Source organism: Shewanella sp. MEBiC00475, assembly GCF_005234075.1.
GTDB lineage: Bacteria > Pseudomonadota > Gammaproteobacteria > Enterobacterales > Shewanellaceae > Shewanella > Shewanella polaris.
Map to the genome: position 1 here is coordinate 4483492 of NZ_CP039928.1, position 16821 is coordinate 4500312.

Annotated in this window: 17 protein-coding genes; 7 read left to right on the plus strand and 10 right to left on the minus strand. The window is 40.6% G+C overall.

The features are described 5' to 3' along the window. Positions 1-61: 61 nt before the first annotated feature. The 5 genes from FCN25_RS19850 to FCN25_RS19870 all read right to left on the minus strand — a co-directional run bounded on the left by FCN25_RS19850 (position 62) and on the right by FCN25_RS19870 (position 5905). Positions 62-2131: a M13 family metallopeptidase gene (locus FCN25_RS19850; RefSeq protein ID WP_137227076.1), complete on the minus strand. Its 2070-nt coding sequence runs from the start codon at positions 2129-2131 to the stop codon at positions 62-64. A gap of 310 nt (positions 2132-2441) precedes the next feature. Then, the gene (locus FCN25_RS19855) at positions 2442-3026 is read right to left on the minus strand and encodes a membrane integrity-associated transporter subunit PqiC (RefSeq protein WP_175405908.1); all 585 of its coding nucleotides are present in this window, start codon (positions 3024-3026) and stop codon (positions 2442-2444) included. A 19-nt stretch (positions 3027-3045) separates the two neighbouring features. Continuing rightward, positions 3046-4029, minus strand: coding sequence for an MlaD family protein (locus FCN25_RS19860; RefSeq protein WP_137227078.1), 984 nt, complete (start codon positions 4027-4029; stop codon positions 3046-3048). Continuing rightward, positions 4026-4790, minus strand: a complete 765-nt coding sequence (locus FCN25_RS19865) for an ABC transporter ATP-binding protein (protein WP_137227079.1) — start codon at positions 4788-4790, stop codon at positions 4026-4028. The genes FCN25_RS19860 and FCN25_RS19865 overlap by 4 nt, the downstream gene beginning before the upstream one ends. 2 nt (positions 4791-4792) lie before the next feature. Then, a complete protein-coding gene (locus tag FCN25_RS19870; RefSeq protein WP_137227080.1) occupies positions 4793-5905 on the minus strand; it encodes an ABC transporter permease in 1113 nt (370 codons plus the stop codon). Positions 5906-6275: 370 nt separating this feature from the next. On the opposite strand from FCN25_RS19870, the gene FCN25_RS19875 reads away from it, so the two are divergent. The 4 genes from FCN25_RS19875 (at position 6276) to FCN25_RS19890 (ending at position 8990) form a co-directional block, all read left to right on the plus strand. Further along, entirely contained in the window at positions 6276-6689 is a 414-nt protein-coding gene (locus FCN25_RS19875) for a LexA family transcriptional regulator (protein WP_137227081.1), read from the plus strand. A gap of 6 nt (positions 6690-6695) precedes the next feature. Further along, positions 6696-7952, plus strand: a complete 1257-nt coding sequence (locus FCN25_RS19880) for a Y-family DNA polymerase (protein WP_137227082.1) — start codon at positions 6696-6698, stop codon at positions 7950-7952. A gap of 181 nt (positions 7953-8133) precedes the next feature. Continuing rightward, entirely contained in the window at positions 8134-8427 is a 294-nt protein-coding gene (locus FCN25_RS19885; protein ID WP_137227083.1) for a DUF134 domain-containing protein, read from the plus strand. Then, on the plus strand, positions 8424-8990 hold the full coding sequence (locus FCN25_RS19890) for a NifB/NifX family molybdenum-iron cluster-binding protein (RefSeq protein ID WP_137227084.1): 567 nt from the start codon (positions 8424-8426) through the stop codon (positions 8988-8990). Before FCN25_RS19885 ends, FCN25_RS19890 begins: the two co-directional genes overlap by 4 nt. Positions 8991-9016: 26 nt before the next feature. Here the strand turns inward: FCN25_RS19890 and FCN25_RS19895 are convergent, their stop codons facing one another. Continuing rightward, a complete protein-coding gene (locus tag FCN25_RS19895) occupies positions 9017-10333 on the minus strand; it encodes a sigma-54-dependent Fis family transcriptional regulator (RefSeq protein WP_254693693.1) in 1317 nt (438 codons plus the stop codon). Positions 10334-10598: 265 nt separating this feature from the next. Between FCN25_RS19895 and FCN25_RS19900 the strand changes: the two genes are divergently transcribed. From FCN25_RS19900 to FCN25_RS19910, 3 genes are all read left to right on the plus strand, one after another. Beyond that, the gene (locus FCN25_RS19900) at positions 10599-11885 is read left to right on the plus strand and encodes an NAD(P)/FAD-dependent oxidoreductase (protein ID WP_137227085.1); all 1287 of its coding nucleotides are present in this window, start codon (positions 10599-10601) and stop codon (positions 11883-11885) included. Further along, positions 11885-12541, plus strand: a complete 657-nt coding sequence (locus tag FCN25_RS19905; protein WP_137227086.1) for a DUF3365 domain-containing protein — start codon at positions 11885-11887, stop codon at positions 12539-12541. Before FCN25_RS19900 ends, FCN25_RS19905 begins: the two co-directional genes overlap by 1 nt. Positions 12542-12821: 280 nt before the next feature. Further along, a complete protein-coding gene (locus FCN25_RS19910; protein WP_137227087.1) occupies positions 12822-13688 on the plus strand; it encodes an MBL fold metallo-hydrolase in 867 nt (288 codons plus the stop codon). A 131-nt stretch (positions 13689-13819) separates the two neighbouring features. Here FCN25_RS19910 and FCN25_RS19915 read toward each other — a convergent pair whose 3' ends face one another. The 4 genes from FCN25_RS19915 to FCN25_RS19930 form a co-directional block, all read right to left on the minus strand. After that, on the minus strand, positions 13820-14224 hold the full coding sequence (locus FCN25_RS19915) for a rhodanese-like domain-containing protein (RefSeq protein ID WP_137227088.1): 405 nt from the start codon (positions 14222-14224) through the stop codon (positions 13820-13822). Between the two features lie 14 nt (positions 14225-14238). Continuing rightward, a complete protein-coding gene (locus FCN25_RS19920) occupies positions 14239-14991 on the minus strand; it encodes a sulfite exporter TauE/SafE family protein (protein ID WP_175405909.1) in 753 nt (250 codons plus the stop codon). Positions 14992-15008: 17 nt separating this feature from the next. After that, positions 15009-15878, minus strand: a complete 870-nt coding sequence (locus FCN25_RS19925; protein ID WP_137227089.1) for an MBL fold metallo-hydrolase — start codon at positions 15876-15878, stop codon at positions 15009-15011. A 66-nt stretch (positions 15879-15944) separates the two neighbouring features. After that, complete coding sequence (locus FCN25_RS19930; RefSeq protein ID WP_137227090.1) at positions 15945-16586, minus strand: peroxiredoxin; 642 nt, start codon at positions 16584-16586, stop codon at positions 15945-15947. Positions 16587-16821 lie beyond the last annotated feature (235 nt).

Here is a 16821-nt window from a genome sequence, read left to right on the forward strand (position 1 = left end):
TGACATTTAACAAATTAATTGAATCAATCTATATTAGCTACTTAATATTATTTAATATGTTCTACCAAATGTGTACGCGTTGATCTTCAGGCAAATACAACTTATCACCGGGTTTAACATCAAAGGCTTTATACCACGCATCGTGATTACGTGGGGCGAGGGTGCGATAACGTCCAGGTGCATGAGGATCGGAACGTAACTGACTTAACATACTTTGCTCGGTGCGTTTTTCTTTCCACACTTGAGCCCATGCTAAAAAGAATCGTTGATCACCTGTTAGGCCATCAATAACCGGCGCTTCTTTACCGTTTAAACTTAATTTGTAGGCATGATATGCCATTGATATACCACCTACATCACCGATATTTTCACCTAGGCTGTTGCGTCCGTTGACAAAGTTATTCGGGATTGGCTCATATTGACTGTATTGTTCTGCAAGCCTATTGGTCTTGGCATCAAAAGCCGCGCGGTCTTCGTCGGTCCACCAGTTACGTTGAATTCCGTTGGCGTCTGACTTAGAGCCTTGATCATCAAAACCATGACCCATTTCGTGACCAATTACCGCACCAATACTGCCATAGTTAACGGCGGCGTCTGCGTTTGGATCAAAAAATGGTGGTTGTAAAATCGCCGCAGGGAAAACAATCTCATTAAATGAGCTGTTGTAATATGCATTTACCGTTTGCGGTGTCATCCCCCAACGGTTACGGTCGGTTTTTTCCAGTTCTTTGGCAACACTGTCGGCTTGGAAGTATTGGCGTAACTGTTTAATGTCACCTACTAAGTCATTTTTAGTTAGGGTTAAACCATCAAATTGTTGCCATACATCGGGATAGCCAATTTTAGGTGTAAATGCAGCTAATTTAGCATGAGCATTCACTTTAGTTTCAGCACCCATCCAATCTATACCATCAATACGTTGACCTAATGCCGTACGCAGATTTTTAACTAACTCGGCCATTTTTTGTTTAGATGACTCGGGGAAATAACGCGACACATATACTTTACCAATTGCAAAACCTAATGATTGAGTTCCCGACATTTCTTCAACGGCACGTTTCCAACGTGGGCGAGGTTGCTCTTGTCCCGTTAATATCTTGCCATAAAATGCAAAGTTACTATTAAAAATGTCTTCTGACAGTAGATCTGCGTTGTTGGTGATGGTGTGGAAGGTCAGATAGTCTTGCCATACATTGAGAGGTTGTTGATTAATTAAGCCTATCATTGCTTTAACAGGTTCTGGCTGCGAAATATTCAACTGCGGTACTTGGTAACCTGTTTGTGCAAAATATAAATCCCAGTCAAATCCTGGATATTGTTTAGCAAGATCTTCACGTTTAATTTGGTTTAAGGTTAAATCACGGTCACGACGTTTTTCTCTTGGCCATTGTGCTTGTGCAATTTTAGTTTCAAGAGCAAGAATTGCTTCGGCACGTTTTTCACCGTCTTTTATACCTGCAAAGGCAAGCATGTTAGCGATGTGTTCGACATAAGCTTTACGGATTTTAATAAAACGCTCTGTGTCTTCTAAATAATATGACCGGTCAGGTAAACCTAAACCACCCGCACCAATAGTCATTTCATATTGGTTAGGGTCTAAACGATTAAACCACATGCCACCGTTAATAGGAGATGATGCTCCGGTAAGCCATGCTTCACCAAATACCTTGGTTAAGTCTTTGGTTGAATTAATTGCAGCAATTTGATCTAAGGTGCCTTTAATAGGCGTAATACCTAACTTATTAATGGTCTCAGTATCCATGTAGGCATGGTAAAAATCTGCAATGAGTTGTTCTTCGGCGTTTAAATCTGTGCGACTGGCAATATCGTCAATAATCGCTTTGACTTGTGTTTCACTGCGCTCTGCTAATGCATTAAAAGCACCATAGCGGGTTTTGTCAGCAGGCATGACAAAGTTGTCATACCAAGTACCACTTGCGTACATAAAGAAGTCATCACCTGGTTTAACGGCTTCATTGCGTGCTGTTAAATCAATACCAAAAGTACCTAATTCTGCTTTAGCGGGAGCAGGTGAGGTCACGGCCGCAGCCTGAGTGTTATTTGTATCAGATACGCCACAACCACTTAATAGTGCTGTTGTTAATCCAATCGCAATTAAGGATTTTTTCATTGTTATCGTGTTCCTTAGCTAATGTATGAACAGAATTATTTGCTTAGTTATAGAATTATTTACTCTGTTATATTGAAAGAGTGACAGAAATAGTCAACATTTGAATTGTTAGCAAATTTTGCACCAGTGATATGAATGTCAATCGAGCGCTTTAAAGGGCTATGTCAGGGTATCGATAAATAAGCTGTATAAAGCGAGCGGTATTGCACATCCAAGTTGCCTGATCGAACATTGCTATTGAGATACCCATCACCTCTAAACCCCTAGTTATGTTTAGCCTATAGACAAATCAAAGCGGGTACTAAGTCAGTTAATCAGTTAGTTGTTGTAGCGCGTTATCAATTTGTTGAGATAATTGAGCCAATAAATCACTGTAGGCTGTGACCATTTCAGCTGCAGTTGTACCTGCGTTGGTGATAGCGGTGAAATTTTGCTGGGTTATATGACGGTTTACATGGTTATCAATAAGTTCCCAATTGGCATTCAGTCTAGCGTTGTTGTTATCGCGATTTAAGGTCATGATCTTTATTGTTACGCTGTACTGAGGAGTATTTTCTACTGGCCATGGAAATAACACCAGTTTACGACTATGATCGCTTTGGCTGAGATTCATACTCATGATACGGCTGATACCTTGATCTAATGGTTCGGCCCAATAGCTATTGCCTATTCTTTGCAGGCTGCCATCTTCAAGCTGATAGACCATTTGAGTGAAATTTAAGTACTCAGGGACGTCGATAGGGCCGATACCAATGTCGTGTTTGAGTGATGTACTTCCTGCTTCTATCACTGAAGGCTGTGCGGTTAGCACAAAGTACTGTTTTGGCGGTGAGCTTTGACAACTGCAGAGCTGGCTAAGTACCAATAGACAAACGCTCCAAGAAATTAATTTCATCCCATATTTCCCCATAACATTATTCTCCTGACGGTATGGTTTTTTTACCTCGGATGATGGCCTCAGGTTGTTCATCTAAGGTCTCACTTAAACTGCGTAACGATCGAGCTGTGCGACTGATCTCTTCTAATGTGTTGGTTAACTCAATTAACAATGGTGAGTTTTGGTCTAGTGAATATCCAGTTCGGGTGGCAAGTTGCTCAATGCTTGTTAAGGTATCGCGTAATGCCATTAAACTTTGGTTGAGTGACTCTACTAATTTAGGTTCATCCAGACTGAACTGTGTCAGTAAACTATCGAGTTTAGCCAATACTACTTCAGTCTTTATACCAAATTTAGCTTGAGTGCTATCAATGTTAACAGCGGTTTTTTTTACAGCATTTGCGGCACTGTCGAAGTCATCCAGTGCTTGCTGTATTTTGCCACTGGCGGCAATCTCACTGAGTTGCATAGCCAAGTTATTGACATTGGTCACTAAACTTTTTAAGTTTAATGATTGTAGATCTTTTGACAATGATTCGAAATCATTGGCTATGGTAGGTAACTCTAGTAATGAGTCTTTTTTGCCATGAAATATAGGCGTGCTACCAGGGTAAAAATCCAGTTCAACATAGAGTTGCCCGGTTAATAAACTAAGATAATTCAACTGAGCACGTAAACCGTTTCCAATAGCGTGAGAGAAAAACTCTTCCCCAACTTGTGTGCCTTTAAGGTTGATGCGTTTTAATAGTAAATCAGCATGAACAGCAGCTGTGACACCTAAGCTACTGTCGTTGGGGAAATTAATACTAATATCACTAATCTCACCTATTATCACGCCTTTTAACTTAACGGGTGCACCTACCTGAAGTCCTTGCACTGAGTTATTGAAATACATGATTACAGGCGCTTTTTCGGCAAATAACCGCCCACCAGAAAAGAACAGCAGAGCAATAAACACTAAGATAATGGCGCCAAAAATAAAGGCACCAATCGCAAGCGGAAGTCGTTGGCTTTTACTCATGATATCTCCGATTTTTCGGTGCGATTGAGAAATTGACGAACCCTAGGCTGATTACTGTGTATCTTTAATTCTCGAGGGTCACCACAATCGAGCATCGTATTGGTTTGATTATCCAGAAACACACAGCGGGTGCCGATCGACAATATACTGGGTAACTCGTGGGACACAATGATCACGGTAGAGTCTAGCGCTTGGCATATTTGCACGATCAATTGATCTAAACGCATTGAACTAATAGGGTCTAAACCTGCAGAGGGTTCATCAAAAAATAACAGTTGAGGGTCTAATGCGAGTGCGCGCGCTAATCCTGCGCGTTTGTGCATACCGCCACTTAACTCGGCAGGGTAAAACTTCTCGAAGCCAGCTAAGCCGACTAATGCCAGCTTATAGGCAACGGCTTCGGCTATTTGTCGCTCAGAAAGGTCGGTATAGAGCTGCAAGGGTAAAGCCACATTTTCGCCAAGTGACATACTCGAAAATAGCGCACCTGTTTGGAAGGTAATGCCCCAATCTTTAAGCATTGCTACCTGCGCGGGTTCATCTGCCTCATAAAAGTTTTTGCCTTGATAGAGTACTTCACCCTTTAGTGGTGTAAGTAATCCCACCATCGATTTCAGCAAGGTTGTTTTGCCACAACCACTGCCACCAATAACAAAAAAAATATCATTTTTGTTAATGTCGAAGTTGAGTTGTTTTTGCACCTCGGTACTGCCATAACCGACGGTAAGATTACGTACACTGATAAAGGCATCATCAACCATGATTAGATCCCTAATTTATCGTATAAAACATTGAGGGCAGCGTCGGAAACCACGAGAAAGACAATGGCCTTAACCACTGCGCTGGTGGTGGCTAAACCAACGGCATTAGAATCTCGACCGCAAAGCAGCCCAGCCTGACAACCCGCAATCGCAATAAGAAAGCCAAAAATTAAACTCTTTATTAAACCGGCTGAAATGTCTACCCAATCAATGGCTACTTGGGTTTGCAAAATGTATTGGGTGTAACTAACCCCCATTCCATTGGCAACAATTGCACCACCAATCATGCCGATTACATCAGAATAAATACACATTAACGGCATGATGAAAACCAATGCCAACAATCGAGGTAAAACCAGAAACTCCATGGTCGAAATTCCCATTACTCGCAATGCATCAATTTCTTCATTAACCTGCATAGTGCCTAATTGTGCCGCATAAGCAGCCCCTGTTCTGCCGGCCATAATAACCCCTGTCATAAGGGCGCCCATTTCCCGCACCATCCCTATAGCCACTAAGTTAGCCACATACACTTGAGCCCCCAATTGGCGCAGCTGTACCGAGCCTAAATAAGCCAAAATCATACCTACAAGCAGACTAATTAAGGTGACAATAGCAAGGCCTTTAGGCCCAGCTTGTTCGATGAAAAATACAATATCACTCCTGCGAGTACTGGCTTTACCTTTTAACCAGTTTCCCAATGCAAGCGTGCTATTGCCAACAAACACTAATCCGTCGTGTACCTGCAAACCTTGCACAATAAGCTGACGACGTAACATCGGCCACAGACCGCCAATGGCACCTTCATTAGTTGGTTGATAAACAGCAACATCGGTAGCAAGTTGCAGTAATTGCTGTAGCCCTTGAGGCGTTTGTTGAGTGTCTAGTGATAGTTTATGTTGTTCACACCAGCGAGATAACTGTAATAGAGCAATAGCGAGACTTGAATCCCAATGGGATAATTCTGTGGTAATTAAGGTGACACTATGGCAATTCGATGGCAGCTCAGCACAAATATCTGCGCCTAGTGGTGCTTGGCCTAGTTGCCAATCACCAGCAAGGTTCAGTAAGCAATTATCATCGTGCATGTCGATATGGAATGTTGCGAGTGTCATGCTAGACCCCCGAGCCAATATGAAATAAGTATACTCGTTTGTTTTATAAACAGGTTAGCTTGGTTTTTAGCTCCTGTTAACAGTGTAGACCAAGCCCGTTGATTATATTTTGACCTTGGACATATTATTTCATCAATAATGAAGCTATCACTTTGATGTATTGATGCTTTGCCGCATTGAAGATGAGTGAGTTATGGCGCGCGGTCGCGTGTAGATGACAATAAAAATGGCGCTAACAATTGAAAATAACTGCTGCTTGTCTCGGTTCAAATCAAATAAGCTTGCACTGACAAAATTTAACGCTAATATACACTGTTTATTTATACAGTATATTTTTATACAATATCTATTTCATATTAGAGGTTGTCATATGCGCGTCATTCCCATTGCAGCCAGTGCCGGCATTACCGGTTTTGAGTCACCTGCAGCCGAGTACCTTCAATTAAGCCTCAGTCTTGATGAGATGTTAGTTCAGCACCCAAGTTCCACTTTTATCGGCTTAGCCGAAGGCGAGTCGATGCAAGGTGTGGGAATATTCGATGGTGACTTATTGATTGTTGATCGCCATGAAACTGCAAAAAGCGGGGATGTGATAGTGGCTAATTTTAATGGTGAGTTTGTGTGTAAAATTATCGACATGCAACGACGAATGTTGGTGTCATCTAATGAGCAACATTTACCCGTAACCATATGCGACTATGATGACTTTAGCATCGAAGGTGTGGTGATCCGCTCAATTCGTTGTCATCGTCAAAGTCCACTGTTTATCAGCAAAAAAGGGTAAATAACAATGTTTGCCTTAGTCGATGCCAATGCATTTTATTGTAGTGCAGAACAGGTTTTTCGCCCTGATTGGCGCGGCAGACCGATTATTGTACTGAGCAATAATGATGGCTGCATTGTCGCGGCTAACCGGCAAGCAAAAGAGGCCGGTATTGAAAAGTTTTTACCCTATTTTCAAGTTAAAGCATTATGTGCTCAACGTAATGTCATCGTGTGTTCGTCTAATTATGAGCTCTATGCCGACTTATCAGCAAAAATGATGGCGATAATAGGCCGTTTTGCGCCAGAGCAGCATGTGTATTCAATTGATGAAAGCTTCCTCTCTTTTAAACATTGTTATCCCGCTATCAAATGTCTGTATACCCAAGGCCAGTTAATCCGACGCGCAGTATGGAAAGAAGCCCGTTTAGCGGTTTGTGTGGGAATGGGGCAAACGTTAACCTTAGCAAAAATTGCCAATCACGCCGCTAAAAAAATACCGGGGTATAAAGGTGTGTGCGTTATCGAAACGGCGCAGCAACGTAATGATATTTTACGCCAACTTGCCGTAAAGGAGGTATGGGGAATTGGCAGACGTATTAGTAAAAAGCTTGAATTGATGAACATTCGCAGCGCACATGATCTCGCTTCCATGCCTCCGAGTCTCGCGAGAAAACAATTTAGTATTGAAATCGAACGCACGGTTCGTGAGCTAAATGGCCAAGTGTGCAAACAATGGGATGAGGCTAGGGCAGATAAGAAACAAATTTTCTCCACTCGTAGCGTGGGTGAACGTATTTGCGATGTTGAATCGCTATTACAAGCATTGAGTAAACATGTTGGCATTGCGGCAACTAAAGCCCGTCAACAAGGCTCACATTGTAAAACTATGTTGTTGTTTGCCAGTAATTCGCCCCATGACGAACGGCCTGTGAGTTATAAAGTTATCGTACATTTTCCATGTCCAACTCATTGCACCATTGAACTCACCAAAGCCATGACAGAAGCCGCTCCTAGATTATTTCGCCAAGGTGTACGCTATTACAAAATTGGTGTGGGCTTGGTTGATTTAGCCAGCGAGAAAAACTTTCAATTTGATTTGTTTAATACCGCTAAAGTCAATTATGCCTTGATGCACACGCTTGACGGCATCAACCAACGATATGGACGCGATACGGTGTTTCTCGCCGCTCAAGGGATACAACAAAAATGGGCCATGCGCCGTGATTTACTCACACCTCAATATTCAACCCAATGGAAATGCTTACCAAGCATTAAATGCTAAGGGCTTTGAGATTAGTATAACTCGTTATTATTGATTGTTTATCAGCCATATTTACAGCCATTTATGGACAAAAAAATCATGTTTACATAAAGAGTGCAATCGATCACAAAATACAAATTATAATTGGCATATGCCACTTATAGGTGTATATATAGCATATGCCAACAAACATGAGTTGATTATGTCAAGACCGAAAATTCAGCGAACAATTTGTGGGGGACCAGCTAAAAGCTGTTTCAAGCCCAATGGTATTCCGATGGACAAACTTGAAAACATTGCAATGGATAGCGATGAGTTTGAAGCATTGCGTTTAGTTGACTTGTTAAAAATGCAACAGCAACAAGCGGCTATTCAAATGGGAGTGTCACGTCAAACGTTAGCTAATGTACTTAAGCTTGCGCGTTTTAAATTAATGGACTGCTTAACCAATGGTAAAGCGTTGTTAATGCAAAATGCACATGAGGAGAAATTATGATTACCGCCATACCAATGAAAGATCAACATATTGCCAACCACTTTAGTCGTGCCGATGAGATGCTATTTATCGATGAGCAAGGCCAAGTAAAAGGGCGCTTTGTGAACCCAGCGTTAACTGAAGGATGTGAGGGTAAGCAACAATTAGTCAGCATGATACTGGCAAATGGAGCGGATCGCGTCATCGTGCGTAACATTGGTCAACAACTGTTATCTAAATTATTAAGCCAACAATTGAGTGTATTTCATGCAAAAAATGGTCGCACAGCAATAGAGTATTTTGCAGGTGCTAATTTAGCAGACTGTGAGCCATTTACCGAGGCAAGTCAGGGGCGTCCATCAATCAATAATATTGCTAAGAAGGCCAATGGTGGTTGTTGTAACCATGAACATGAACATGGACATGAGCATGAACATCATGCGCATGGTGAGGAAGGCTGCCATAATCAATCTGACTCGGGGACACATAAACGTTGCTGCGAGTCTGAATCTGAATTGGCAAATGAAACAGCTACAATGAAACGTTGCTGTAAAAAGCACTCAATAATGCATCATCATCATTAATGATAACGATGGTGGAGATATTGTTATTACAGCGTTGTAAGCTTTAAGCCATAGCGCTGTAATTTACGATATAAAGTACGCACACTAATATTCAGTGTTATGGCTAACTCAGCTGGTGATCCCTGATATTGCGAGCATATTTGAGAAAGATATGCACACTCCATGTCATCTAAAGTCACTATTTCTGTGTCTGTATTGGTGTTAACGACATCACTTGTTACTGTTAGTTGTACACTTTCAGGTAAATCATTGCTGTGGATAGTATCTTCGTTGGCTATCAGTGCCGCTTGTTCAATAATATTTTTTAATTCCCGAATATTACCAGGGAATGCATAGCGGCTCAGTAAAGTTAAAGCATTGACCGAAAACTTTTTATGTTTGTATTCAGAATACTTTATAAAATGCTTAACGAGTCCTGGAATGTCATCATGGCGTTCACGTAACGAGGGTAAGTAAATGGGAAATCCTGCAATGCGATAATATAGATCACGTCTAAATTCACCTTTTTCAACCAAATCCAATAAATTTTTATGACTAGCACTGACTAATCTAAAGTCAGAGCGTTTTTGTTTTAATCCGCCGACGGCTCGATAACATTGGGTTTCGAGTAACCTAAGCAATTTTACTTGCATGTTCAACGGAACATCACCAATTTCATCAAAAAATACCGTACCACCATGGGCTATCTCAATCAGACCCTTTTTACTGGTTGTTGCGCCGGTAAAGGCACCTTTTTCGTAACCAAATAATTCACTTTCAAATAGGTTTTCACTGAGTCCGGTACATTCAATGACCACAAACGGTTTATCATTTCGGCTACTGGCCTGATGCACTGCTTTGGCGACTAATTCTTTACCTGCACCAGTTTCACCTTGTAATAGCACAGCAATGCTGGATTGAGATGCTCGGTTAATTCTGTTGAGCATTTGTTTAAATGGCACAGACTGACCCACCATGGTGCCTTTTTTAGATTCTGTTGACGCATAATCGATAGCATCTAAAATCTCCAGAAACCCTAATATTTCTCCACTGCTGTCTTTAATGGGTTTCATTAAAATATCGCAATATGACTTACCCTGTGCGGTGCTATGAATATGCACCGCATTGGCAGCCCTTTGCGTGCTTTGGCATTGTTGTAGCGGACACTCTTCGCCATGTTTATCACAAGGTTCGTCACTATGATGTGATATCTGATGACAGCGACTTTGACCTAAAATAACTTGGGTGTCGTAGGTTTCTATATAGGCTTGATTAACAGCATGAATAACATAATCAGGTGAAATAAATATCGCTGGTTTATCAATCGCGTTGATCATGGATTGCACAACAGTAGTGTTATTCATTTATTGCTCTCGTTTGCAGTACGCATCTAGCCGTTAATATCTAAATGACATTTTTAGCACAATCTAACACGATAATTGTCACAGCAATGTCATATTTGTCACTTTATAACCTAGCATGTGCATCATATAAATATCAATGTATTTTAACTAGCTGATTATATTGTATTTATATTATTTGTGTGATCTGGCACAAGGTTTGTATTCATCTTGTTATATGTTTCCTGACCATATTGGTTAGTAGAGCATAAAATGGGGAGAATACTCAATGGCGAAGGTTGTTGTGCTCGGCGCAGGTACTGGTGGTATGCCTGCTGCGTATGAAATTAAAGATATCCTAGGTAAAGATCATCAGGTGTTAATGGTTAATGAGCGTGAAAACTTCCGCTTTGTACCGTCTAATCCTTGGGTTGCAGTGGGTTGGCGAGAACCCGAAGCGATATCTATACCAATAGCAAAATATTTGGCTAAAAAAGATATTGATTTTAAATGTGCTTTTGTCACTCAAATTGATGCTGAACAAAACCAACTGATTACCGCTGATAATGACATTATTGACTATGACTATTTAGTCATTGCCACAGGACCTAAGTTGGCGTTTAACAGCATACCTGGAGCAGGGCCAGAACACTTTACTCAATCAGTATGTTCACTGGAACATGCGTTAACCTGCAAAATCGATGTAGATAAGCTATTAGCAAAACCAGGTCCAGTGATAGTGGGGTCATTTCAAGGTGCCAGTTGTTTTGGACCAGCTTATGAATATGTGTTCATATTAGACAAAGTATTACGTGATGCAGGTATCAGGAATAAAGTGCCAATTCATTTTGTCACCAGTGAGCCTTATGTGGGCCATTTAGGACTAGACGGTGTCGGTGATTCAAAATCAATGCTCGAATCTGAGTTACGTCAGCGAGATATTAAATGGATATGTAACGCGAGTGTCGACAATATTGAACAAGGAACCATGCACATATCTGAACTAGATCGTAAAGGAGATCTTTACCTTTCACACTCACTGCCATTTAATCACGCAATGTTAATTCCACCGTTTGCCGGTATTGATGCCGTCGCCAATGTAGAAGGTTTATGCAATGGCAAAGGTTTTGTCATTACAGACGAGCATCAACAATCACCAAGATTTAACAATATTTTTGCGGGAGGGGTTTGTGTCGCAATTCCGCCTGCAGAAGTGACTCCAGTACCAACGGGAATGCCTAAAACAGGATATATGATCGAGTCAATGATGACCGCCATAGCCCATAACCTGCATAGCATTATTGTTGAAAATGTTGCACCTAAAAGTAAAGGGACTTGGAATGCGATTTGTATTGCTGACATGGGGGACACTGGTGCGGTATTCGTGGCTATCCCACAAATAGCCCCAAGGAATGTGTCATGGTTTGCTAAAGGTAAATGGGCACATTTAGCTAAAATTGGTTTTGAGAAATATTTTTTACGTAAAATGAAAACCGGAAGTAGTGAACCACTTTATGAAAAATATGGCCTCAAACTCATGGGGATAACTCGACTAGAAACAAAGGATGACGAATAATGCGCTTAACACACAAACAAACTAACTCATGGATAAAATCTGGCCAAATGACTGGGCTAATCATGTTTATGAGCATTTCGACAATAGGGCAGGCTGAATCACTCACTGAGCAGCAAACACTTGAACAACAAGCTAACCAACGTATTGCTGACTTTAGCCAAGCATTAAAAGGCCAGTTAAAAGCAGCAATTAAACAAGGTGGATTAATTAATGCCGTGTCGGTGTGTCACTCTGTCGCGCCAGCCATTGCCGCTGAGAACGCTAAAGAAGGATGGACACTGAAGCGCACCAGTTTACGGATGCGTAATTCAGAAAATACGCCTGATGCTTGGGAGTTAACCCAATTACAAAAATTTGAAGTTATTAACGCTTCAGGGCAACAGGCTGCTGATAAACCCATCATTGCGAGTGAATATATTGTCAATGATGGGGAAACCCATTTTCGTTATATGAAAGCAATACCGACTCAGGAATTATGCTTAGGTTGTCATGGTAGCAATGTTGAACCTGACGTGAGTGCATTGATAAACAAAACCTACCCAAATGATAAAGCAGTTAACTTTGCTCTAGGTGATATTCGCGGGGCATTTTCATTGCAAAAGGTGATCAGTAATCCAGCTCAATCGATGACAACTACAACAAAGCTGAAACAATAGAATTAATGCATGAATAGAATATCCTAGTGTTACGTAGGGCTTAACTGTTGTTAAGCCCTACTACACCAAACCTAAGTCATACACATTTCATTATCGTGTCGTTATTTGCTACTTATTGCGACGTCATGCGCAGTTTATGATAATGGTTTAATTTAATATTAAGCTGTCGCAATTAAGCCTTCACCGTCGTTGTCGAAATGATGTTGCAAATGTAGGTTAATTTTTATCTGAAGTGTTATCTAACAAATGCATTATGTATTTTGTTGGGAGTTAATTTGTCATGAGTAAAATCCGGATTGATCCTTTTTATCATCCAGCTAGCCATACAGTTACCTATGTGGTGACCGATCTTGCGACTTGTCAAAGTGCGGTTATTGATCCAGTTTTAGATTTTGATATAGCATCTGGCACAATAAGCACTGGTTTTGCCGATAGCATCATAGATCATATTGACAATAATGGATTTGAAATTGAATGGATTTTAGAAACACATGCTCATTGTGATCATGTGTCAGCTGCGTGTTATATCAAGAAACAACGTGGGGGGATGACAGGAATTGGCGAACACATTACCCAAATTCAGCATACCTTTAAACGATTACTTAATTTAGATGACAGTTTTAAGTGCAATGGTGAACAGTTTGATCAACTGTTTACCGATGAAGAACTCATTAAACTGGGTCATTTAGATATTCATATCATGTATACACCTGGGCATACACCTGCCTGTGTAAGTTATCTTATTGAAGATGCCGTGTTTGTCGGCGATACCTTATCAACCCCAGAGTTGGGTACTGTAAATGTAGACTTTCCAGATAGCAGCACAACCACTTTATACCATTCCATTCAGCGAATATTGGCATTGCCAAATTGTACTCGGGTGTTCGTCGGACATAATAAGCTTGCAGAAAAACGCGCCGATGAGGTGTTAGAAACATCCGTTATAGCGCAAAAACGTTATAACAGTGTGGTTGGTGGTAAAGCAACCCTTGCTGAGTTTGTTAAGTTACATCAGCAACGCCATGTTGATTCAGATATCCAGCCTTTATTATTGCCCGTAATACAATTTAATATTCGTGCAGGCAATATGCCTCCAGCAGAAGCTACCGGTAACTATTACCTTAAAATACCGCTTAATCAGTTGTAATACTCGAGAATAACCAAGATAACCAACTAATATAAGTAACTAATATAAGTAACTAATATCACCAACTAATATAACTAACTAATATCACCAACTAACACGAACCAGCATAACCCGGTTCGTGTTGTATTACTTTAGGCCTTATAACTCACCAACGGAAAACCATCCTGTTGCCATTGCATCATACCACCGGCTACAGAAAGAGGTCTGCTAAAGCCCATATTCTGCAATGATTCAGCAGCAAGTGCGGAGCGTCCACCAGAACGACAAATAAGGTAAATATCCTTGTTTGCTAACTCTTCTAATGCCATTGATGCTTCACAGTGATGACTCACCAAAGGGTGTTCTTGTATTTTCATCTCTAATACGCCGCGAGGAAAATTCACCGCCCCTTCAACATGGCCAGTGATAAACTCTTCATGTTCACGAACATCAATAATAACGGCTTCAGGGTTAAGCATTGCAGTGAGTAACTCTTGAGTTGTCACTTCGAGGATATTCGCTTTGATATCACTAATGTACTGTCTAGCTGTTTTCATGTTTACCTCAAGAATTAAATAACAGATTTAATAAAAATAAATATCGCCATTAACACCAAAAAGACCGCAAATACTTTTTGTAAAATGGCTTTAGGAACATACTGGCTTACCCATTGACCAGCCATGCTGCCTACAAGTCCGCCAGCAATCATGATGCCAATAACCGACCAATCAAATTGAAGCCCTTTGTCTGAAAGCAAACTGTAATATTTAACAAAACCAATCAGTGAGTTCATCGAAATAATCAATAAGCTAGTGCCAATGGCCAGCCACATTTCAATACCACCAAGCAATACCAGTGCTGGCACAATGAGAAAACCACCGCCGACACCCACAAAGCCAGTGACGACACCCACAGCCAATCCTTGTGTCAGGATTTTAACGATATTCAGCTTGGTGCCTGCTTTACATCTGCCAGATTGATTACGCCACATCATTACCGCGCCAACGAGCATCAAAACCACAAACACCGTGAGTTGTATGTCACTATTGAAAAAGGTACTTGCCCATGCACCTATATAAGTGCCTGCCATACCAGGTAACCCAAACAAAAAAACATGAGGCCAAGAGACCTTTTTTTGTTTAATAAACCCAATACTACTGACTACACTGATTGCACCAACGATGCATAATGATGAGGCAATCGCTAATTCTGGCTGCATACCAATGAGATATAGCAACACTGGAACCGTAAGAATTGAGCCACCAGAACCCAACATGCTCAGCACTAAACCTATTAATAATGCACCTATGATTGCTTGTATCATCTTGATTACTCTTAGGCTTAAAGTAGATTAATGGGGATTTTTAAATACACAGTGCCATTGTCTTCTGCCGCTGGCATTTGTCCTGCTCTAATGTTTACCTGTATTGCCGGAATTATTAGCCTTGGCATAGGTAAGGTGGCATCTCGTTTTTCACGAAGTGCAACAAAGTCTGCTTTTGATACCTTATTATTAACATGAATATTATATTGTTTTTGCAGGCTTACTTGGGTTTTAAATTGGTGGTCTCGACCTTCAGTAGGGTAGTCATGACATACGTAAATATCGGTTGTATCAGGCAAGCTGAATATGGTTTGAATTGAATCGAATAAGGTGTTGGCATCACCTCCTGGGAAATCACATCTAGCGGTACCCACATCGGGCATAAACATAGTATCGCCAACAAAAGCGGCTTGTTCATTCACAATATAAGCTAAATCGGCTGGAGTATGACCCGGTGTGTGCATAATGCGGATCGAGGTATTACCTAGTTGTAAGAGATCATTATTATTAAATAGACGATCAAATTGGCTGCCATTAGGAAGAAAATCAGTCTCTAAGTTAAAAATTGTTTTAAAGGTATCTTGTACTTTAATGATGTGTTGACCAATACCAATTTTACAGCCAATTTTATCACGCAGAAAACTTGCGGCAGATAAATGATCAGCATGGGCGTGAGTTTCTAATATCCATTGAACCGTCAAGTTTTGACGTTCAATCCAATGTAAAACACGCTGTGCACTGCGGGTATCAGTACGGCCAGATTTATAATCGAAGTCTAAAACAGGATCAATAATCACTGCATATGAAGTCGCATTATCGGCAACAACATAGGTAAATGTTTCACTGTCTTCATCTAAAAACTCATGGACACTAAAAGTCGAATTCATCACGAATCTCCTATCAATCCTATATAAAGAAGACACAGGGATTGGTATCCCTGTGCAGGTAAAAAATTAAAGTGATTTTTTACTGAAATACCAATCTGTGTATTCATATCCTTCGTCTAAACGGGCTTTTGCATCAGCAGTTGTTGCTGGTGGCGGTACAATGACTTGATCGCCAGGCTGCCAGTTTTCTGGAGTTGCAACACCATTTGCATCACTGGTTTGCAATGCTTTAACTAAACGAACGAATTCATCAACAGAGCGACCATTGCTCATTGGGTAATACACCATTGCACGTAATATACCTTCAGGATCGATAATGAAGGTTGCACGAACAGCGGCGGTATCACTGGCGCCGGGTTGGATCATTCCATAAGCTTTAGCAACGGCCATTGATAGGTCAGAAATAATAGGGAAAGTAATTTCAACACCGAAGTTTTCTTCAATGTTTCGTACCCAAGCAATGTGTGAATGAATACTGTCGATAGATAGACCTAATAATTCGGTATTAAGTTGAGCGAACTCTTCAGCACGTTGCGCAAACCCCATAAATTCTGTAGTACAAACGGGTGTAAAATCAGCAGGGTGTGAGAACAATACTAACCACTTACCTTTATAGTCAGTAAGTGAACGCATACCATGTGTAGTCTTGGTATTAAATGCAGGTGCAGGGCGGTTTAATTGTGGAAAAGAAACGATTGAATCAGTCATGTAATTACTCCAATAAGGTTAAGTTAAATTAGTTTCAATCTGTAAAATAGATTGCAAACATACTTAGTAATAGCAATAGCTGGGCCAACATCGGTAAGGTAATAATAAAAAAGGCAATTAAAATATAAGGTGTTGTTTTAATAAGTTTTAATATTTATAAAATAATAAATTATTAAGTAAGGTATATTTTAAACGAATGATCAATATCACTTTTTCAATGACACAATTGGCTCGT

What these genes read in the sequence shown, in the direction of transcription:
- FCN25_RS19850 (WP_137227076.1), bottom strand. Translation starts at nt 2,131, where the DNA reads ATGAAAAAATCCTTAATTGCGATTGGATTAACAACAGCACTATTAAGT.
- FCN25_RS19855 (WP_175405908.1), bottom strand. Translation starts at nt 3,026, where the DNA reads ATGAAATTAATTTCTTGGAGCGTTTGTCTATTGGTACTTAGCCAGCTC.
- FCN25_RS19860 (WP_137227078.1), bottom strand. Translation starts at nt 4,029, where the DNA reads ATGAGTAAAAGCCAACGACTTCCGCTTGCGATTGGTGCCTTTATTTTT.
- FCN25_RS19865 (WP_137227079.1), bottom strand. Translation starts at nt 4,790, where the DNA reads ATGGTTGATGATGCCTTTATCAGTGTACGTAATCTTACCGTCGGTTAT.
- FCN25_RS19870 (WP_137227080.1), bottom strand. Translation starts at nt 5,905, where the DNA reads ATGACACTCGCAACATTCCATATCGACATGCACGATGATAATTGCTTA.
- FCN25_RS19875 (WP_137227081.1), top strand. Translation starts at nt 6,276, where the DNA reads ATGCGCGTCATTCCCATTGCAGCCAGTGCCGGCATTACCGGTTTTGAG.
- FCN25_RS19880 (WP_137227082.1), top strand. Translation starts at nt 6,696, where the DNA reads ATGTTTGCCTTAGTCGATGCCAATGCATTTTATTGTAGTGCAGAACAG.
- FCN25_RS19885 (WP_137227083.1), top strand. Translation starts at nt 8,134, where the DNA reads ATGTCAAGACCGAAAATTCAGCGAACAATTTGTGGGGGACCAGCTAAA.
- FCN25_RS19890 (WP_137227084.1), top strand. Translation starts at nt 8,424, where the DNA reads ATGATTACCGCCATACCAATGAAAGATCAACATATTGCCAACCACTTT.
- FCN25_RS19895 (WP_254693693.1), bottom strand. Translation starts at nt 10,333, where the DNA reads ATGAATAACACTACTGTTGTGCAATCCATGATCAACGCGATTGATAAA.
- FCN25_RS19900 (WP_137227085.1), top strand. Translation starts at nt 10,599, where the DNA reads ATGGCGAAGGTTGTTGTGCTCGGCGCAGGTACTGGTGGTATGCCTGCT.
- FCN25_RS19905 (WP_137227086.1), top strand. Translation starts at nt 11,885, where the DNA reads ATGCGCTTAACACACAAACAAACTAACTCATGGATAAAATCTGGCCAA.
- FCN25_RS19910 (WP_137227087.1), top strand. Translation starts at nt 12,822, where the DNA reads ATGAGTAAAATCCGGATTGATCCTTTTTATCATCCAGCTAGCCATACA.
- FCN25_RS19915 (WP_137227088.1), bottom strand. Translation starts at nt 14,224, where the DNA reads ATGAAAACAGCTAGACAGTACATTAGTGATATCAAAGCGAATATCCTC.
- FCN25_RS19920 (WP_175405909.1), bottom strand. Translation starts at nt 14,991, where the DNA reads ATGATACAAGCAATCATAGGTGCATTATTAATAGGTTTAGTGCTGAGC.
- FCN25_RS19925 (WP_137227089.1), bottom strand. Translation starts at nt 15,878, where the DNA reads ATGAATTCGACTTTTAGTGTCCATGAGTTTTTAGATGAAGACAGTGAA.
- FCN25_RS19930 (WP_137227090.1), bottom strand. Translation starts at nt 16,586, where the DNA reads ATGACTGATTCAATCGTTTCTTTTCCACAATTAAACCGCCCTGCACCT.